This is a genomic window from Mesorhizobium sp. P2_A8, from assembly GCF_056404935.1.
On the sequence record NZ_JBFUDB010000001.1, the window covers coordinates 536,050 to 553,915 of the forward strand.

Below are 17,866 nucleotides of genomic sequence, written 5' to 3' on the forward strand. Positions count from 1 at the left end.
TGTTCCAGAAAACACCTGCGCCTCATTCCGTCCAACACCCCTCAACCGTCTCGGCGCTGCGCGCCGATCCACCCTCTCCCACAAGGGGGAGAAGGGAAGAACCCTACCTCTGCGCAAGCCGGCTGCTCTCCACCACAATGCCGAGCAGCGCCTGGCGTGCCAGCGCAACCGACAGATCCGGCCGCCGCCGCGTCTGCAGTACCGCGGTCTGCAGCCGGGTCAGCGCGCGGCCGAGGGCTTCGCTGCTCCAGCGCTCCAGCGCTTTCTCGACCAGCTTGCGCCGCGAGAAAAACACCGGCGGGCGGGCGGCGGCAACCACCGAAGCCGCGTTGCGGCCAGCAGAATCCATCTGGCCGCGCATGGCCTGGATGCTTTGCAACTGCCGCATCGCCGAGGACAGCACCAGGAAGGGCTGGCCGCCGGACTGGCAATGGCGGGTGAAAGCGGTGTCGAAGTCACCGACCTTGCCTTCGAGAAGCGCGTCGACCGCGTCATCGAAAGAAGCGCCGGACACGTCGCCTGACATCGCCCGGACCTCTTCCAGGCCGATTTCCGTCTGGCCGTGGGCGTAGAGAATGAGCTTTTCGATCTCGCCACGCGACGCCAGCCGGTCGCCGCCGAGATTGCGGCGCAGGGCCTGCCTGGCTTCCATGGTCATCGACATGCCCGCTTTCTGCAGTTCTCCGTCGATGACCGTATCGATGTCGCGGGCCTCGTCGGCATAGCATGGCAGCGCCATGGCGTTGTCAGCCGCTTCGACGATGGCACGCAGGCCGACGCCCTTCTTGAGATCGCCGGCCTCGATCAGGATGATGGCGTCACGCGGGGGCTCGGCCGTGAGTGCCTTGACGTCGTCGGCCAACGCCTTCTGGCCGCTGGCGTTGCGCACCCAGAGCAGCCGCCGGTCGGAAAACATCGGCACGGTGCGTGCCTCGTCGAGCAGCCGGCCCTCGTCGCGGTCGACCTCCGAGCCGTCCAGCCTGACCACCGAGAACGGATCGTCGAGCGGCAGGCCGGTCTTCCCGGCAAAGGCTTTTGCGCGCTCGGTGACGAGGCCTCGGTCGGGACCATAGAGCAGGACGATCGAGATGCGCTGGTCCGGTCGGGCCAGCCAGGAATCGACCTCGAAAGCTTTCTTCTGTGCCATGGAGGGTGGTTAGCACAGCGCGAGCGCCGGGTGAACGGAGTTCGAGCGAAACCGCGGCGCGCGCGATCTCCCTCACACGGGGGGAGATTGGCAGGTTCGACCACAGCACAAGTCGCCGCAATCCGCCCCCAATCACCTTATCTTCCGGAAAACGCGGCGCTATCTTGCGCCAAATTGCGCGTCCCTGCCCAAGATCGACAAGAAATTTCGCGGACATATCTTCATTTTGTGGGGGGAGGCTGCATCGGCCGGCGCGGCCGGGACCGACGCCCGAAGGTTTGCCCGACGAATCGCACTGGTCTGGCGGCGCAGATATGCAAATATCAGCGCCAGGCAACATTGGAGGACAAAGGTCATGGCCGATGCTGGGATGTTGCGTTTTCACGTTCCGGAACCGGAAGTGCGGCCGGGCGGAACGCCTGACTTTTCCAACGTGCCCATCCCGAAGGCCGGCTCAGTGCCGCGCCCCGACATCGATGTCGATCCGCGCACGATCCGCGATCTCGCCTTCTCGATCATCCGGGTGCTGAACCGCAATGGCGAAGCCGTCGGTCCCTGGGCCGGCCTGCTCTCCAGCGACGAGCTTCTGGCTGGCCTGCGCCACATGATGACGCTGAGGACATTCGATGCCCGCATGCAGATGGCGCAGCGCCAGGGCAAGACCTCCTTCTACATGCAGCATCTGGGCGAAGAGGCCGTGGCCTGCGCCTTCCGCAAGGCGCTGGCGCCAGGCGACATGAATTTCCCGACCTATCGCCAGGCAGGGCTGCTCATCGCCGACGGCTATCCGATGGTCACGATGATGAACCAGATCTATTCCAACGAGGCCGACCCGCTGAAGGGTCGCCAATTGCCGATCATGTATTCGTCGAAGGAACACGGCTTCTTCTCGATCTCCGGCAATCTGGCGACGCAGTACATCCAGGCGGTCGGCTGGGCGATGGCCTCGGCGATCTCGAACGATTCGAAGATCGCCGCCGCCTGGATCGGCGATGGCTCGACCGCCGAATCCGATTTCCATTCGGCGCTGGTGTTCGCCTCCACCTACAAGGCGCCCGTCGTGCTCAATGTCGTCAACAACCAGTGGGCGATCTCGACATTCCAGGGCATCGCCCGTGGCGGCTCGGGCACCTTCGCGGCCCGAGGCCTCGGTTTCGGCATCCCGTCACTGCGCGTCGACGGCAATGATTATCTCGCCGTCCATTCGGTGGCCAAATGGGCGGCGGAGCGCGCGCGCAGCAATCTCGGGCCGACCCTGGTCGAATATGTCACCTATCGCGCCGGCGCGCATTCGAGTTCGGATGACCCCTCGGCCTACCGGCCAAAGACCGAATCCGACGCCTGGCCGCTCGGCGATCCGATCGTGCGGCTGAAGAACCATCTGATAGGGCTCGGGGTCTGGTCGGACGAGCGGCACGCTCAGGCCGAGGCGGAAATCCTCGACACGGTGATCACGGCGCAGAAGGAAGCCGAAAGCCACGGCACGCTGCATGCCGGCGGCAAGCCGTCGACCCGCGACATGTTCGAAGGGCTCTATGCCGAGATGCCGCCGCATCTGCGGCGCCAGCGCCAGCAGGCGGGGGTCTGACCATGCCAAGACGGACCATGATCGAGGCCATTCGCGACGCCATGGATGTGTCGATGGCGCGCGACGAACGCGTCGTCGTGTTCGGCGAGGATGTCGGCTTCTTCGGCGGCGTCTTCCGCTGCACGCAGGGCCTGCAGGCCAAATACGGCAAGAGCCGCTGCTTCGACGCGCCGATCAACGAATCCGGCATTGTCGGCTCGGCCATCGGCATGGCCGCCTACGGGCTGAAGCCGTGCGTGGAGATTCAGTTTGCCGACTACATGTATCCGGCCTATGACCAGCTGACCCAAGAAGCGGCGCGGCTGCGCTACCGCTCGAACGGCGATTTCACCTGTCCGATCGTGGTGCGGATGCCGACCGGCGGCGGCATTTTCGGCGGCCAGACCCACAGCCAGAGCCCGGAAGCACTGTTCACCCATGTGTCGGGGCTGAAGACCGTGGTGCCGTCCAACCCGCATGACGCCAAGGGGCTGCTGATCGCGGCGATCGAGGATCCCGATCCGGTGATCTTCCTCGAACCGAAGCGGCTCTACAACGGTCCGTTCGACGGCCACCACGACCGGCCGGTGACGCCCTGGTCGAAGCACGAGCTCGGCGAAGTCGCCGACGGCCACTACACGGTGCCGCTCGGCAAGGCGGCGATCCGCCGGGCGGGCTCGGCGGTAACGGTGCTGGCCTACGGCACCATGGTCTATGTCGCGCAGGCCGCCGTCGAGGAGACCGGCATCGACGCCGAGATCATCGATCTCAGGACCCTTTTGCCGCTCGATCTCGACACCATCGTCGCTTCGGTCACGAAGACCGGGCGCTGTGTCATCGTGCATGAGGCGACGCTGACCTCAGGCTTCGGCGCCGAGCTGTCGGCGCTGGTGCAGGAGAACTGCTTCTACCATCTGGAAGCGCCGGTGGCGCGGGTCGCCGGCTGGGACACGCCCTATCCGCATGCGCAGGAATGGGACTATTTCCCCGGCCCGGCCCGTGTCGGCCGGGCGCTGCTCGAAACCATGGGAGCCTGAGATGGGCGAACACATCATCAAGCTGCCCGATGTCGGCGAAGGCGTCGCCGAGGCCGAGCTCGTCGAATGGCACGTCAAGATCGGTGACATCGTGCGCGAGGACACGGTGCTCGCCGCCGTCATGACCGACAAGGCGACGGTTGAAATCCCGTCGCCCGTCGATGGCGAAATCCTGTGGCTCGGCGCCGAGATCGGCGACACGGTGGCGATCGGCTCGCCCATCGTGCGCCTGAAAGTGGCGGGCGAGGGCAATGTGAAGCCGCAAGGCGGCGACGTGGCAGCGGTGGCCGCCGAGCCACCGGCGAAGCTGCCGACGCCGAAGCCCGAGGCCGCCGCGCCAACCGCGAAGACGCCGCCAAAGGCAGGCGGGACGGACGTGAAACCTGCACCGGCCGTCTCGAAAAGCGCGCAGCAGCCTTCCGTTTCCGGCGCGCCGCGTCCGGAAGGTGAAAAGCCGCTGGCATCGCCTGCGGTCCGCCTGCGGGCAAAAGAGGCCGGCATCGATCTGCGGCAAGTTTCGGGAAGCGGACCGGCCGGCCGCATCGGTCATGAGGACATCGAGGCCTTCCTGGCGCGTGGTCCGCAGATCGCCAGGACATCCGGCCTCGCCCGCAACGACGCCATCCAGGACATCAAGGTGGTTGGGTTGCGGCGCAAGATCGCCGAGAAGATGACGCTGTCCAAATCGCGCATCCCGCACATCACCTATGTCGAGGAGATCGATGTCACCGCGCTGGAGGATCTGCGCGCCGCGCTTAACAAGGAAAAGCGCGCGGGCAAGGCGGAGCGGCCGAAGCTGACGCTGCTGCCATTCCTGATGCGGGCGATGGTCAAGGCTATCGCCGACCAACCCAATCTCAACTCGCTGTTCGACGACGAGGCCGGCATCATCCACCAGCATGGCGGCATCCATATCGGCATTGCCGCGCAGACGCCGTCGGGGCTGGTGGTGCCGGTGGTCAAGCATGCCGAGGCGCGCGACATCTGGGAGTGCGGTGCCGAGGTCATCAGGCTTGCCGAGGCTGCCAAGTCCGGCACCGCGACACGCGACGAGCTGTCCGGCTCGACGATCACCATCACCTCGCTCGGCGCCATGGGCGGGGTGGCGACGACGCCTGTCATCAACCATCCGGAAGTGGCAATCATCGGCGTCAACAAGATGATGGTGCGGCCGGTGTGGGACGGCACCCAGTTCATCCCGCGCAAGATGATGAACCTGTCCTCCAGCTTCGACCACCGGGTGATCGACGGCTGGGACGCCGCGGTCTTCATCCAGCGCATCAAGGCGCTGCTGGAAACGCCAGCGCTGATCTTTGTGGATTGATTCCATGGGCCTCATCCCGAACGTCCCGAAGCATGAGAAGGATCGTTGGAAGTCGGCGGCGACGGAACGCTGGCTCCCCCTTCTCCCCCTGTGGGAGAAGATGTCGCCGAAGGCGGCGGATGAGGGGTGCTCCAGCTTGGCGACAACGGCACTCCGTCCAACATCCCGCATCCGTCTCGGCGCTGCGCGCCGATCCACCTTCTCCCACAAAGGGAGAAGGGACCGCGCGCATTGGCCATCGCCGAAAGGACAGCTGACATGAAAGAAATCTCCTGCAAGCTGCTCGTCATCGGCGCTGGCCCCGGCGGCTATATCTGCGCCATCCGTGCCGGCCAGCTCGGCGTCGATACGGTGATCGTCGAAGCCGGCAAGCCGGGCGGCACCTGCCTCAATGTCGGCTGCATCCCCTCCAAGGCGCTGATCCATGCGGCGGAGGAATTCGAGAAGGTCTCGCATATGGCTGGCGGCAACAGCCCGCTCGGCATCTCGGTGACTGCACCCGTGCTCGATCTCGGCAGGACCGTCGCCTGGAAGGACGGTATCGTCAGCCGGCTCAACAGCGGTGTCGCCGGCCTGCTCAAGAAGGCCGGGGTCAAGACGGTGCATGGCTGGGCGGCGTTTCGCGACGGCAAGACAGTCGCGGTCGAGACCGAGACCGGCGTGCAGGTGATCCGGGCCGAAACGATCGTCATCGCCACCGGCTCGGCGCCGGTCGAACTGCCGTTCCTGCCGTTCGGCGGCCCGGTGATTTCATCCACCGACGCACTGGCGCTGAACGAAGTGCCGAAGAAGCTCGCCGTGGTCGGTGGCGGCTATATCTGCCTCGAACTCGGCATAGCCTTTGCCAAGATGGGGGCTGAAGTGACCGTGGTCGAGGCCTTGCCGCGCGTGCTGGCGCAGTATGATGCGGAGCTGACGCGGCCCGTCGTCAAGCGGCTCGCCGCCCTCGGCATCGAGGTGATGCTGGGTGCCAAGGCCAAGGGGACCAAGGGCGACGCGCTGCTGGTCGAGACATCTGATGGCAAGAGTGCCAAAATCGCCGCCGACAGGATTCTGGTGACGGTCGGCCGCAAGCCGGTGACCGAAGGCTGGGGGCTCGAGCAGATCGACCTCGACATGGCGGGAAAGTTCATCCGCATCGACGATCAGTGCCGGACCTCGATGCGCGGCATCTTCGCCATCGGCGACGTCACCGGCGAGCCGATGCTGGCGCATCGGGCGATGGCGCAAGGCGAAATGGTCGCCGAGATCATCGCCGGCCACAAACGCAGCTGGGACAAGCGCTCCATTCCCGCGGTGTGCTTCACCGATCCGGAGCTGGTGACGGCTGGCCTGTCGCCGGAGGAGGCGAAGGCGTTGGGCGGCGAAATCAAGATCGGCATGTTCCCGTTTGCCGCCAACGGCCGGGCGATGACGAAGCTCGGCGAGGATGGTTTCGTCCGCGTGGTGGCACGCGCGGACAATCATCTGGTGCTCGGCATCCAGGCGGTCGGGCAAGGCGTGTCGGAACTGTCGGCGGCTTTTGGGCTGGCGTTGGAGATGGGCGCAAGGCTGGAGGATATCGCAGGCACCATCCATGCCCATCCGACGCAAGGCGAAGGGTTCCAGGAAGCGGCGCTCAAGGCGCTGGGGCACGCGCTGCATATTTGAGGGTGAGCAGCCGGTTCGCGAAGCGAATTCATCGTGCCAGTGGCACGATGAAAGGCCGGCGAACGCCGGGACGCTGCGAAGCAGCGGGGACCCGGCGGGCGGTTGGCCATTCATTCCCCGGCCCTTCGCAGGCTCAGGGCGTTCGAAGCTCGAAAAGCCAAGCAATTGGCTTTTCGTTCGCTGCGCGAACCGCTTCTCACCCCCACAAGGGGAGAAGGGAAGGCGGCGCCTCAGCTCGCGAGCCGGCTCACCATCTCGTGCTGCGCATAGGCGCGGCCGAAGCGGTTGGCGAGGAAGGCGTCGAGTGCGATGTCTTCCTGCTTGACGAAGCCGGTCGCGGGCAAAGTCCCGTCGGCAAGCATGTCGAGCACGGCGCAGATGCCGGAGGCGGTGGTGATCTGGATGGCGCTGCGCACGACGTCACCTACCCGCTTTGAGTAGATCTTGTTGGCGTAGGTCTCCTGCAGCAGGCGGCCGTTCTTGCGGCCCGAGACGGTGACGAAGACGATGACCACGTCCTGCAGCGTCGCCGGCAGGGCGCTCTCGAAGATGTCCTTCAGCACGTCGCGGCGGTGGCGCAGGCCAAGGTCGTTGAGCAGCGCCTTCATGATCGCCGCGTGACCGGGATAGCGGATGGTGCGGTAGTTCAGCGTGCGCACCTTGCCCTTCAGCGTTTCGGCCAAAGTGCCCAACCCGCCTGAGGTGTTGAACGCTTCGTAGGTAACGCCGTCGAGCGAGAATTCCTCTCGCTCCTCGAGCGGTGGCACTTCGATCAGCTCGCCCTCGACGATCGCCTCGCAAGGCTCGCAATATTCGTTGATGACGCCGTCGGTGCTCCAGGTCAGATTGTAGTTCAGCGCATTGGACGGGTATTGCGGCAGGGCGCCGACGCGCATGCGCACGCTTTCCAGCGAATCGAAGCGGCTGGCCAGATCATTGGCGACGATCGAGATGAAACCCGGCGCCAGGCCGCATTGCGGGATGAAGGCGCCTTTGCCCGAACGCGCCAGTTCCTTGACCCGCCTGGTGCTGACGACATCCTCGGTGAGGTCGAGATAGTGCACGCCGGCACTTGCCGCCGCTTCGGCGATGCGCGTGGTCAGGTGGAAGGGGGCGGCGCTGAGCACCGCGAACTTGCCGGCCAGGGCCGCTTCGAGCGTGCCCGCGGCTTCGATGTCGAGTTCCAGCGTGGCAACCGTGGCCGGCAGCTCGGCTGCAGTGAGTTGTGCCGCCGAGCGGTCGACTAGGGTAACGTGGTAGTCACCGGTGGCGGCGAGCATCTCCGCAATGGTCGAGCCGATCTTGCCGGCGCCGACAACAACAATTTTCTTCATGAGACGTCCCTCACCCAAAAGCTGAACTTGATGGATAGAATCGCAGCTTGCCCGTCGAAAGGAAGCGTGGAATTGTTCGAAACGAAACTCTGATTGTGCAATCTGCCGACGGAAACCGTCGAAATGCTCAGTGACGCCGAACAGGCCCTGCTCTCCCTGCTGCGCGACAATGCGCGCGCCTCGACCGCCGAACTTGCGCGCAAGCTCGGTGTCTCGCGCACGACGGTGCAGAGCCGGATCGAACGGCTGGAGCAGCGCGGCATCATCACCGGCTACGGTGTCAGGTTGGCGCCGGACTACGAACAGGGGCTGGTGCGGGCGCATGTGCTGCTCACCGTGACGCCCAAGCTCGCCGACAAGGTGGTGCGCGGCCTGCAGGCGCTGGCGCCGGTCAGGACGCTGCATTCGGTCAGCGGCAATTTCGATATGATCGTCATCGTCGACGCGCCGTCGATCCGGGACCTCGACATGCTGCTCGACCAGATCGGCGCCATGGACGGGGTCGAGCGAACCTTGTCGTCGATCATCCTGTCGACACGCATCGACCGCTAAGCGGACTTCTGACGACCCAAGCTGAACCAGCGCCGCCGGCACCAGGCATTTCGCCGGCTAATCCATCACCAGGGGAAAGCTCACCACCACGGCGAGGCCCGGCCGACAATCGTCAAGGGCAATGGATGCACCGTGCAGATCGGCGATGGCCCTGACAAGGCTGAGGCCGAGGCCGCTACCCGGCGTCGACCGGCTGTGGTCGAGCCGATAGAGCCGCTGAAACACCTTCTCGCGCTCGTCGGCGGGAATGCCGGGCCCGTTGTCGGCAACGCTGGCGACAACGCGTTCGCCCTGGCGCGTCACCGACAGCTTGATCGTCGTGCCGGGCGGGCAATGGCGCAGCGCATTCTCGACCAGATTGGCGAACATCTGCGTCAGCAACTCGCGATCGCCGTGGATCCGCTCCGTCTTTTCATGCAGTTGCGACGACGACAGCGACTTGCCGTCATCCTCGGCAACGTCGGTGTAGATCTCGGCGATGGTCTCCAGGATCTCGCCGAGATCGACGTCGGTGAACCGCGCCCTGCGCGCGCCGGCCTCGATCTGCGCGATGCGCAGCAGGGCGTCGAAGGTCTCGTTGATCTGCAGGCTCTCGGCATGCGCCTCCGCCAGGTCGCCGGAGATCGTTTTGCCCGACAGGTTCTTTTCCGAAGCGGAGTCGAGGATCATCTGCAGACGGTTGAGCGGCGTCTTCAGATCGTGGGCGATGTTGGTGCTGACCTGTTTCATGCCTTCGACCAGCGCCGACAGGCGGTCGAGCGCTGCATTGACCTGGCTGGAGACGATGTCGATATCGTCGCCCTTGCCGGTCAGCGGAATACGGGTGTCCAGCCGGCCATGCGAGACATCGACCATGGTGGCGGCGATGCCGTCGAGTCGGCTCTGGACGCGCGAGGCGAGCAGGGCGCCGCCGGCGACCGCCAGCCCGGTGATGATCAGCGTTGCCCAGCCGAAACTCATCAGCATGATCGTTTCCAGTTCCTCCGTCTCGTCGAGGCTGAAGGCGACCGTCAGATTGTTGCCGCCGATCGAGCCGGAATAGGCCCGATATTCGGCACCCGGGGGCACGCCGGGCATTTCGGCGTTGAACATCGAGAAACCGTCGGGAAGCCCTGCCGCGATGAAATTGCCGGCCAGGCGATTGCCGGCCGCGTCAGTCAGCGAAAACAGCTGTTCCTTCCTGGGGCTGCGCATGGAGTGGCTTTCGATGGTCTCCACCAGCTCCTTGAGATCATTGTCGGCATAGGTCGCGGCAACGACGGCGTAGGTCTCCTTGATGGTGTCGTCGAGCCGCTCGGCAAGATCGGCGCTCATCATCTGGTAGACGATTGCGCCCGACAGCACGAAGGCCAGCATGAACAGGAAGGCGAAGGTCAGAGCGAGCCGGAACGGCGTGCTGCGCAGCAGGCGGGTCCATGTTCCGGTCATGAGGGTGCGTGCAGGCTGTAGCCGGTGTTGCGGACCGTGTGGATGAGCTGGGTTTCGAACGGCTTGTCGATCTTGGTGCGCAGCCGGCTGATATGGGTTTCGACGACGCTGGTCCTGGGATCGAAATGAAAATCCCAGACCCGCTCCAGAAGCATGGTGCGGGTGATGACGCGGCCTTCGCCGCGCATCAGCACCTCCAGCAGGCTGAACTCCCGCGGCTGCAGGTCGATCGTCTGGCCCTGCCGCGTGACGCGCCGCATGATCAGGTCCATCTCGAGATCGGCAACCCGCAGAACTGTCTTCTGCTCCTGCGCGGCGGGCCGCCGGCCAAGCGCGTTGATGCGGGCGAGAAGCTCGGAAAAGGCGAAGGGCTTGACCAGGTAGTCGTCGCCGCCGGCCTCGAGTCCTTCGACGCGGTCATCGACACCGCCGACGGAAGTGAGAAAGATCGCCGGCGTCCGCACGCCGGCTGCGCGGATCGCCTTGACCATCGACAGGCCGTCGAGGCCCGGGATCATGCGATCGGCGATGATCACGTCATAGCTGCCGCTGGCCGCCGCGAACAGCGCGTCGTGGCCGTTGCGCAGCAAGTCACAGACATGGCCGGCCTCGGTCAATCCCCTGACGATGTAGTCGGCCGTCCTGTGGTCGTCCTCGACAAGAAGAAGTCGCATGGCAGTTCCGGTCCGTTGCCGAGATCGGCGACAGGCTAGCACCGGCATGAGTCCGTTCCTAGGATGGCATGAGCCATGGGCTCCTGTTCTCCTCTGGAGTCAGTCCGATTCCACCAAGAGCTCGTCGGCCTCGTCGGTGGTCCCGTTCAGGGTCATGTGGAGGACGAGGGCGATGATGCAGCCGAGGAAGAGCAGGCTGATGAAAATCGTGCCGAAGCCCAGGCCACCATGTCTGGCCGACCGTGAAAGCAGGTCGCCGAAGGAGGCGCCGAGCGGCCGCGTCAGGATATAGGCGAGCCAGAAGGCCAGGATGCCGTCCAGGTTGAGCAGATACCAGGCGAGCGCGATGAGCGCGATGACGCCGCCGAACAGCAGGCCGGTGGCGAGATAGCCGATGTCTAAGCTTTCGGCGACAAGGTCCCCGGCGGCGGTGCCGAGCGAGAAGGTGAACAGGATCGCCAGCCAGTAGAAGATCTCGCGGCGGGTGGTGACGATGGTGTGGATCGACAGCGTTCTTTCGCTGGCGTACCAGACCGCGAATGTCGCGGCGAGCGCCACCGAGAAGGCAATGGTCGTCGTCTGCAGGCGCACGCCGAAATTATCGACGAGGTTGTCGGTGACCAGCGTGCCGACGATGCTGATCAGCACCACCGCCAGCCAGTAGGCCCAGGGCACGTAACGCTTCTGCGCGAACTGCAGGACAAGCGCGGCGATCAGGATGCCGGTCATGATCAGCGACGTGACGGTCAGCCCGAGGCCGAGATTGACGGCTAGGTAGTCGGCCGCCGTCTCGCCCATGGTCACCGCCATCAGCTTGATCAGCCAGAAATCGACGGTGACGTCCGGGACCCTGTTGTGGCCCGGTGCGGCGGAGTGTTGCGTGCCGGGCGAGAGCATGACGGACGTCCTGATGATACGGCGGAGCGGAAGCGATCCGGCATCCGCACGGTAGGCGGCAGAGTTCTCGCCCGCCTGTCCGGCGGCATACAAATTCGTAAGATTGGGCGCGGCGGCGCGAAAGGCCTTTACGAATGCCTTGCGGTGCGCCGATAGAAGCCGGGTGCCTTGCATCCGCCATCAATATGGTGGCCCAGTATCCCCAAGCTTGCCAACGCCCGCTTGCCAGCGCGCCAGGAAACACGATGACCTACGCTTCCCTAAAACCGGTTTCACGGGCCTTCGACCAGCGCAAGCGGCTGATCTTCGTGCGGGTTGCGGCGACGCTCGCGGTGCTGCTTCTGTTTCTCACCAAACCGGCACTCAGCGAGGGCTCGAACGGGCACGAAACGCTCGAATTCGTCGGCCTCTGCCTGGTGCTCGTCTGCGTCGCCGGACGGCTGTGGAGCATCCTCTATGTCGGGGGCAGGAAGAACGAGGAACTGGTTTCGACCGGACCGTTCTCGGTAACCCAGAATCCGCTCTACTTCTTCTCGACGGTCGGGGCGGTCGGCGTCGGATTGCTCTTCGGCTCGCTGCTGGCGGCCGTCGCGCTGGGCCTGGCCAGTTTTTTCATCTTTCGCGTCACGGCGCGCAAGGAAGCCGGATTTCTGCTCGGCAAGTTCGGTCCGGCCTACCTTGCCTATGCCAAGAGCACGCCCCGGTTCTGGCCAAATCCACTTCTGTACCATGATCATGACCAGATGCAGTTCTCGACGCGGGCGCTGAAGAGCACATTCTATGACGGGCTCTATTTCCTCGCCATCTTCCCGGCCATCGAACTGGTCGAGCATTTCCGGGCGACCGGCGTGCTGTTCCCGGCCTTCGTCACGCTCTACTGATCAGCGGCGGCTCTCTCTTTGCTTGAGGCAATTCCCCAGGGAAAGCGCTATGCGCATTTCCCGGGAAACCGCTTCACACTTTCCTGGAATTGCTTAGCTCCCAAGCGGATGCGGCATGTAGCCGACGAAGCCCGTGATCTTCCAGCTGCCGCCGACCTTGGTGCAGAAATAAAGCGTCTGCCATTTCAGCCTGTCGACGCTGCCGTCCGCCTTGGCGACGGAGCCGTCGAATTTCTTGTGCAGCACCGCGCGGTCGCCGTCGACATCGATGTCGCGCATGTTGGTGACGCGGAACAGCGCCTCGCGCAGCGGCTCGGCAAACTTCGTCGCCGCCGTCTCCTTGGCCTGGCGCAGCCACTCGTCGCGATAGATGTCCAGTCTCGGAAACTGCAGCCGCCAGGCGTCCGCGTTGTGAAGGAAATGCGCGTGCATGCCGAAGAAGCTTTCAGCCACGAAATCATGCTCGACCATCGACCAGTCCTGGCCGATGAAGGCGTCGATGTCGTGCCGCACCAGCATTTCCCAGAGCGCGTGACGATCGGCATCGCCGGCCGGAAACGGGTTCCTGTCGTAGGTCATTCTCGGTCTTCTCCGGTCTGAAAATGCGTCTGTCCGTTGCGGCTGCAAAGCAACCCGCGGGCGCGCACGATGCAAGCACTTATGTAAGAAAGCAACATGAATTGCTGGGGATGTTGCTTTCCAACATGGCCCCTATGAGGAACGCGCCGATCGGGGTAAATGTCGGCCGAAGCGGGAGCCGCCACGGCATCCCGTCCTGTCATCAGAGGAGGTCATCCCTTGCCGAAGCAGTGTTTTGGAACGTCGCATGTGCCGCTGTCGCCGGCAGTGCGCGCGGGCGATCTGGTCTATGTCTCCGGCCAGGTGCCCGTCGGCAGCGACGGCATCGTGGTCAAGGGCGGCATAACAGAACAGACCGAGCAGGTGCTCGCCAACGTGAAGGCAGCACTGGCGCTCGCCGGCTGTACCCTGGACGATGTCGTCAAGACGACGGTCTGGCTGGAAGACGCGCGCGATTTCGGCGCCTTCAACCTTGTCTATGCCAGGCATTTTCCGAAAAATCCGCCGGCCCGCAGCACGGTAGAGTCGCGGCTGATGATCGACATCAAGATCGAAGTCGAGGCGGTCGCCTACCGGCCGGTCTGAAAGACTGAGCCGGCAAAACAATGAACCGGAGGTGACCTCAATGCAATTCGACCTGCTGCTGAAGGGCGGACGGCTGATCGACCCGGCGTCCGGGTTCGACGCGCCGCGTGATGTCGCCATTGCCAATGGCCGCATTGCTGCGGTCGACTCCGACATTCCGGCCGACCGCGCCGCTCAGGTCGTCGATGCTGGCGGCTGCATGGTCACGCCGGGCCTCGTCGACCTGCACAGCCATGTCTATTGGGGCGGCACTTCGCTTGGCGTCGATGCCGACCGGCTGGCGGCCAAGAGCGGCACCACCACCTTCATCGACGCGGGCAGCGCGGGCGCCGGCAATTTCCTCGGCTTCCGCCGCCATGTCATGGAGCGCTCGAAGGTCCGCATCCTCGCCTATGTCAACATCTCCTTTGCCGGCATCTTCGGCTTCTCGCAGACGGTGTCGGTCGGCGAGTGTAGCGATCTCAGGCTGTGCGAGCCGCGCGAGGTCGTCGCGGCGGCGCGCGAACACCGCGATGTCGTGGTCGGCGTGAAAGTCCGTTCCGGACGCCATGCCGGCGGCACCAGCGGCATCGCCCCGGTCGACCTGGCGCTGGAGGCAGCCGACCAGGCCGGCCTGCCGCTGATGGCGCACATCGACGAGCCGCCGCCCGGCCGTTCCGACGTGCTGCCGCGGCTGCGCAAGGGCGACATCCTCACGCACTGCTTCCGGCCGTTTCCCAATGCGCCCGTCTTCGCCTCCGGCGCAGTGCGGCCGGACATGCGGCTGGCGCGCGAGCGCGGCGTCATCTTCGATCTCGGCCATGGCATGGGCTCGTTCGATTTCGCCGTCGCACGGGCCATGCTCGAGGAAGGGCTGGCGCCGGACGTCATCAGCAGCGACGTGCATCTCTACTGCGTCGACGGACCGGCCTTCGACATCCTGGTCTGCATGTCGAAGCTTCTGGCGCTCGGCATGCCGCTGGTCGAGGTTCTGCGCGCTGCGACGCAAGCTCCGGCTCGGGCGATCGCCAGGCCCGACCTCGGCACGCTCGCGGTCGGCACCGTCGGCGACGTCGCCCTGCTCCGCCAACGCCCGGGCCGCTTCACCTTCGTCGACGCGGTCGGCGCCTCGCTGGTCGCCGACCAGCGGCTGGTCTGCGAAGGCATCGTCGTCGGCGGCACCTGGTGGCCGAACGAGGCGGTGAACGATGCCAGCGAAACCGAGCGTTTCGAAGCGCAGACGCACCACACCCATGTCGAGGTCGCGGCCCGGCACTTCGGACACCGGCATGAGTGACAGCTGATCTCCACACTCGTGGGAGCAGATCAGCTTACGACCGGCTGGAGTTACTCGGCGCCCCATAAACCGGCGTCGCGATGCCTTCCATCCGTGCCTTGATCTGCAGCGCCACGTATTTCGAATAGAAGCGCGACAGCGCCAGGTTGCCGCCGTGGAACCACATCGCTTGCTGTGCCGTCGGCTTCCACATGTTGCGCAGCTCGCCCTGCCATGGGCCGGGGTCGCCTTTCACGCCGGAGCCAAGCCCCCAGCACGGACCGACCTTGTCGGCGACCTCGCGCGAGACGATCGCGGCCACCGTCTCGTTCATCGACTGATAGCCGGTGCAGGCGATGATCGCGTCGGCGGCGAGTTCGCTGCCATCCTCGAAAAGAATGCCGGTCGGCGTCAGCGATTTGATGGCGGCGCCGCTGCGGACGCCGATCTCGCCGCCGATGATCAGCTCGGAAGCGCCGACATCGATGTAGTAGCCGGAACCGGTGCGGTAGGCCTTCATCAAGAGGCCGGTCTCGTCGTCGCCGAAATCGATGGCGAAGCCGGCGGCGCGCAGGCGGTCGTAGAAGGCCGCGTCGCGCGCCTTGATGACCTCGTAGAGCGCTCGCTGGCCCCCGGGCACCAGCGCGAAGGGCGTCGAGGCGACGATCATGTCGGCCTTCTCGGTGGTAATGCCGCGCGCCAGTGCGTTCTCCGAGAAGATCTCGAAGCCCACTTCCATCAGCGTGTCCGATTTGACCACCGTCGTCGGCGAGCGTTGGATCATGGTGACGTTGGCGCCGCTCTCCCAGAGATCGACGCTGACATCATGCCCGGAGCTTGCCGCGCCGATGACCGCGACGCGTCTGCCGCGAAATTTCTCGCCGCTGGAATACTGGCTGGAGTGCAGCAACTCGCCTTTGAACGTGTCGGCGCCCGGCAGATCGATCCGCCGCGGCGGGCCATAGGCGCCGGTGGCGAAGACGATGTGCTTGGGCTTCAGCGTGATGTGGCGGCCGACACGATCGACGACGACGGTCCAGACCTTTTCCGCCTCGTCGTAGGAAGCACTGATGCACTTGGTGGCGACCCAGTAATTGAGCTCCATGACGCGCGTGTACATTTCCAGCCAGTCGCCCATCTTGTCCTTGGGCGTGAACACCGGCCAGTTTTCCGGAAACGGAATGTAAGGCAGATGGTCGTACCAGACCGGGTCGTGCAGCACGAGCGTGCGATAGCGGTTGCGCCAGGAATCGCCGGGCCGGGCGTTCTTCTCGATGACGATGGTCGGCACGCCGAGCTGCCTGAGCCGCGCGCCCAGCATGATGCCGCCCTGGCCGCCGCCGATGACCAGGCAGTAGGGCTGTTCGCCGGCGCCGAGGTCGCGCGTCTCGCGGGCCCGCGCCTCCGACCAGGTTTCCCGGTTGGGATCGGCCTTGTGGCGCACGCCCAGCGGCCGCGCCGGCCCTTTGCGCTCCTCGAACCCTTTCAGGTCGGTCATCGCGGTGAACAGGGTGCGGCAGCGGCCATCGCGCAGGCGCATGACGCCCTGGCCTGAAGCGACCGCCGTTTCGAAGCTGAACCAGGCCTCGATGGCGCCTTGGTCGGAGGTCGCCTCGCCGGTCAATTGCCAGGCCGTCGGCTTTGTTGCCGCCAGCGTCGCCGCCAGCATGCCGGCGATCGCCTCGCGGCCTTCCATGGTGGCGACGTTCCAGGTGAAGGTCAGGAGGTCGCGCCAGTAGCAGTCGTCGACGAACAGGTTGCCCGCTGCCGCCACGTCGCCCGTTTCGAGCGCCTTGGCAAAGGACCCCAGCCATGCGGCTGCCTGTTTCGATGGTGCCATGTCGAGCATTTCTTCCCTCTTCCTGTTCACATTGGCGCGGCCCGGTCCTCTCCTTCTCCCCCTGGGGAAGGGAAAGGGGCGCCTCAATCCCCGAGCGGCTCCATCTCCTTGCCAGTGCGGTGGATCTGGGCGTTGTACTTGATGCGGCGCACGGTTTCGCGGGCCGAGCCGTCGAGCCTGTAGGCGGACGCCACCGCCAGCAGGTCGATCGCGGCCAGGAAAGCAAAGCGCGATGCGGTCGGCTTCAGTGTGTCGGGATATTCGGGCACCGCGACCGTCAGCCGGACATCGCAGGCGCGTGCGAGTTCGGTGTCGGGCGCCGTCACGGCGATCGCGTTGGCACGGTAGTGCTTGGCGAGTTCGACCGCCTCGATCACTTCGCGGGTGCGTCCCGTCGCCGAAATGGCGATCACCAGGTCGCCCGGCTTCAGGGTCGAAGCAGTCATGCGCATCAGATAGGGGTCGCACTGGGCATTGACCGTGATGCCGTAGCGGAACAGCCGGTACTGGGTTTCCTGTGCCAGCGCCGAGGAGCTGCCGCCGAGGCCGAACACCGTGACCTGGCGCGCCTTGGCGATCAACTCGGCCGCCTTCCGCAGCTGTGCCGGATCGAGCTGCCGCTCGGCTTCCTGCAGTGCCCGGCGGGCCTCGCCGAACACGGCGTTCCAGAACGGCATGCCATTGTCGTCGCTGGCTTGCGGCGGCTTGCTCAGATAGAGCGCGCCGACGACGAGGCTCTGTGCCAGCTTCAGCTTGAAGTCGCGCACGCCTTCGCAGCCGATGGCGCGGCAGAACCGGGTTACCGTCGGCTCGCTGACCCCGGCGCGCTGCGCGAGTGCGGCGTTGGAGGCGTCGACGGCGTATTTGACGTCGTCGAGCACGACATCGGCGACGCGGCGTTCGGCTGGGCGCAACTCGCTGTAGGAATCCTTGACCAGCGAGATGATGTCGGGGATGCGCCGGACGGGCTCGCGGCCCTCCGCTTCGTGGCCCTCCCCCTGGTAGTTTGGAACAGGCCCTTCCTGGCTGCCAGCTTCGCTCATGAAGTCCTAGTCTTTCCCTGGGTTGCGAGGCTCACGTCTTAGCATGATTGCAGGCCATGGCTCCACGTGGAGC

The 17,866-nt window shown here is 65.2% G+C and carries 16 protein-coding genes; 8 read left to right on the plus strand and 8 right to left on the minus strand.

Annotated elements, in window-relative coordinates; genetic code table 11:
• Positions 1–103: 103 nt before the first annotated feature.
• Positions 104–1,147, minus strand: coding sequence for a DNA polymerase III subunit delta (gene holA / locus AC1D10_RS02630; protein ID WP_477268775.1), 1,044 nt, complete (start codon positions 1,145–1,147; stop codon positions 104–106).
• Between the two features lie 355 nt (positions 1,148–1,502).
• Between holA and AC1D10_RS02635 the strand changes: the two genes are divergently transcribed.
• From AC1D10_RS02635 to lpdA, 4 genes are all read left to right on the plus strand, one after another.
• On the plus strand, positions 1,503–2,735 hold the full coding sequence (locus AC1D10_RS02635) for a thiamine pyrophosphate-dependent enzyme (RefSeq protein WP_477268776.1): 1,233 nt from the start codon (positions 1,503–1,505) through the stop codon (positions 2,733–2,735).
• A gap of 2 nt (positions 2,736–2,737) precedes the next feature.
• A complete protein-coding gene (locus AC1D10_RS02640) occupies positions 2,738–3,751 on the plus strand; it encodes an alpha-ketoacid dehydrogenase subunit beta (protein ID WP_477268777.1) in 1,014 nt (337 codons plus the stop codon).
• 1 nt (position 3,752) lies between these two features.
• Complete coding sequence (locus AC1D10_RS02645) at positions 3,753–5,075, plus strand: dihydrolipoamide acetyltransferase family protein (protein WP_477268778.1); 1,323 nt, start codon at positions 3,753–3,755, stop codon at positions 5,073–5,075.
• A gap of 258 nt (positions 5,076–5,333) precedes the next feature.
• The gene (lpdA, locus tag AC1D10_RS02650) at positions 5,334–6,725 is read left to right on the plus strand and encodes a dihydrolipoyl dehydrogenase (protein ID WP_477268779.1); all 1,392 of its coding nucleotides are present in this window, start codon (positions 5,334–5,336) and stop codon (positions 6,723–6,725) included.
• Between the two features lie 230 nt (positions 6,726–6,955).
• On the opposite strand, the gene AC1D10_RS02655 is transcribed toward lpdA, so the two are convergent.
• Positions 6,956–8,059 carry a saccharopine dehydrogenase family protein gene (locus tag AC1D10_RS02655; RefSeq protein ID WP_477268780.1) on the minus strand — a complete coding sequence of 368 codons (1,104 nt, stop codon included), beginning with the start codon at positions 8,057–8,059 and terminating at the stop codon, positions 6,956–6,958.
• A 123-nt stretch (positions 8,060–8,182) separates the two neighbouring features.
• Between AC1D10_RS02655 and AC1D10_RS02660 the strand changes: the two genes are divergently transcribed.
• Positions 8,183–8,611 (plus strand): Lrp/AsnC family transcriptional regulator, encoded by a 429-nt coding sequence (locus tag AC1D10_RS02660; RefSeq protein ID WP_477268781.1) that lies wholly within the window; start codon positions 8,183–8,185, stop codon positions 8,609–8,611.
• 57 nt (positions 8,612–8,668) lie between these two features.
• On the opposite strand, the gene AC1D10_RS02665 is transcribed toward AC1D10_RS02660, so the two are convergent.
• The 3 genes from AC1D10_RS02665 to AC1D10_RS02675 all read right to left on the minus strand — a co-directional run bounded on the left by AC1D10_RS02665 (position 8,669) and on the right by AC1D10_RS02675 (position 11,610).
• On the minus strand, positions 8,669–10,039 hold the full coding sequence (locus AC1D10_RS02665; RefSeq protein WP_477268782.1) for a HAMP domain-containing sensor histidine kinase: 1,371 nt from the start codon (positions 10,037–10,039) through the stop codon (positions 8,669–8,671).
• A complete protein-coding gene (locus tag AC1D10_RS02670; protein ID WP_477268783.1) occupies positions 10,036–10,713 on the minus strand; it encodes a winged helix-turn-helix domain-containing protein in 678 nt (225 codons plus the stop codon). The genes AC1D10_RS02665 and AC1D10_RS02670 overlap by 4 nt, the downstream gene beginning before the upstream one ends.
• Before the next feature lie 99 nt (positions 10,714–10,812).
• Positions 10,813–11,610 carry a COG4705 family protein gene (locus tag AC1D10_RS02675; protein ID WP_477268784.1) on the minus strand — a complete coding sequence of 266 codons (798 nt, stop codon included), beginning with the start codon at positions 11,608–11,610 and terminating at the stop codon, positions 10,813–10,815.
• A 245-nt stretch (positions 11,611–11,855) separates the two neighbouring features.
• Between AC1D10_RS02675 and AC1D10_RS02680 the strand changes: the two genes are divergently transcribed.
• On the plus strand, positions 11,856–12,491 hold the full coding sequence (locus AC1D10_RS02680; protein ID WP_477268785.1) for a methyltransferase family protein: 636 nt from the start codon (positions 11,856–11,858) through the stop codon (positions 12,489–12,491).
• Between the two features lie 93 nt (positions 12,492–12,584).
• Here the strand turns inward: AC1D10_RS02680 and AC1D10_RS02685 are convergent, their stop codons facing one another.
• The gene (locus AC1D10_RS02685) at positions 12,585–13,070 is read right to left on the minus strand and encodes a hypothetical protein (protein WP_477268786.1); all 486 of its coding nucleotides are present in this window, start codon (positions 13,068–13,070) and stop codon (positions 12,585–12,587) included.
• Positions 13,071–13,289: 219 nt separating this feature from the next.
• Here AC1D10_RS02685 and AC1D10_RS02690 point away from each other — a divergent pair, with 219 nt between their 5' ends.
• Positions 13,290–13,655 carry a RidA family protein gene (locus AC1D10_RS02690; protein WP_477268787.1) on the plus strand — a complete coding sequence of 122 codons (366 nt, stop codon included), beginning with the start codon at positions 13,290–13,292 and terminating at the stop codon, positions 13,653–13,655.
• A 40-nt stretch (positions 13,656–13,695) separates the two neighbouring features.
• A complete protein-coding gene (locus tag AC1D10_RS02695; RefSeq protein WP_477268788.1) occupies positions 13,696–14,931 on the plus strand; it encodes an amidohydrolase/deacetylase family metallohydrolase in 1,236 nt (411 codons plus the stop codon).
• 34 nt (positions 14,932–14,965) lie between these two features.
• Here the strand turns inward: AC1D10_RS02695 and AC1D10_RS02700 are convergent, their stop codons facing one another.
• On the minus strand, positions 14,966–16,759 hold the full coding sequence (locus AC1D10_RS02700) for an NAD(P)-binding domain-containing protein (RefSeq protein WP_477268789.1): 1,794 nt from the start codon (positions 16,757–16,759) through the stop codon (positions 14,966–14,968).
• Between the two features lie 74 nt (positions 16,760–16,833).
• Entirely contained in the window at positions 16,834–17,793 is a 960-nt protein-coding gene (locus AC1D10_RS02705) for a MurR/RpiR family transcriptional regulator (protein ID WP_477268790.1), read from the minus strand.
• Positions 17,794–17,866: the final 73 nt, after the last annotated feature.

Excerpts from the sequence above, each read along its gene's own strand:
- AC1D10_RS02665 (WP_477268782.1), bottom strand. The coding sequence starts at position 10,039 with ATGACCGGAACATGGACCCGCCTGCTGCGCAGCACGCCGTTCCGGCTC.
- AC1D10_RS02635 (WP_477268776.1), top strand. The coding sequence starts at position 1,503 with ATGGCCGATGCTGGGATGTTGCGTTTTCACGTTCCGGAACCGGAAGTG.
- AC1D10_RS02655 (WP_477268780.1), bottom strand. The coding sequence starts at position 8,059 with ATGAAGAAAATTGTTGTTGTCGGCGCCGGCAAGATCGGCTCGACCATT.
- AC1D10_RS02680 (WP_477268785.1), top strand. The coding sequence starts at position 11,856 with ATGACCTACGCTTCCCTAAAACCGGTTTCACGGGCCTTCGACCAGCGC.
- AC1D10_RS02670 (WP_477268783.1), bottom strand. The coding sequence starts at position 10,713 with ATGCGACTTCTTCTTGTCGAGGACGACCACAGGACGGCCGACTACATC.
- AC1D10_RS02660 (WP_477268781.1), top strand. The coding sequence starts at position 8,183 with ATGCTCAGTGACGCCGAACAGGCCCTGCTCTCCCTGCTGCGCGACAAT.
- AC1D10_RS02685 (WP_477268786.1), bottom strand. The coding sequence starts at position 13,070 with ATGACCTACGACAGGAACCCGTTTCCGGCCGGCGATGCCGATCGTCAC.
- lpdA (WP_477268779.1), top strand. The coding sequence starts at position 5,334 with ATGAAAGAAATCTCCTGCAAGCTGCTCGTCATCGGCGCTGGCCCCGGC.
- AC1D10_RS02705 (WP_477268790.1), bottom strand. The coding sequence starts at position 17,793 with ATGAGCGAAGCTGGCAGCCAGGAAGGGCCTGTTCCAAACTACCAGGGG.
- AC1D10_RS02700 (WP_477268789.1), bottom strand. The coding sequence starts at position 16,759 with ATGCTCGACATGGCACCATCGAAACAGGCAGCCGCATGGCTGGGGTCC.
- AC1D10_RS02645 (WP_477268778.1), top strand. The coding sequence starts at position 3,753 with ATGGGCGAACACATCATCAAGCTGCCCGATGTCGGCGAAGGCGTCGCC.
- AC1D10_RS02695 (WP_477268788.1), top strand. The coding sequence starts at position 13,696 with ATGCAATTCGACCTGCTGCTGAAGGGCGGACGGCTGATCGACCCGGCG.
- AC1D10_RS02675 (WP_477268784.1), bottom strand. The coding sequence starts at position 11,610 with ATGCTCTCGCCCGGCACGCAACACTCCGCCGCACCGGGCCACAACAGG.
- holA (WP_477268775.1), bottom strand. The coding sequence starts at position 1,147 with ATGGCACAGAAGAAAGCTTTCGAGGTCGATTCCTGGCTGGCCCGACCG.
- AC1D10_RS02640 (WP_477268777.1), top strand. The coding sequence starts at position 2,738 with ATGCCAAGACGGACCATGATCGAGGCCATTCGCGACGCCATGGATGTG.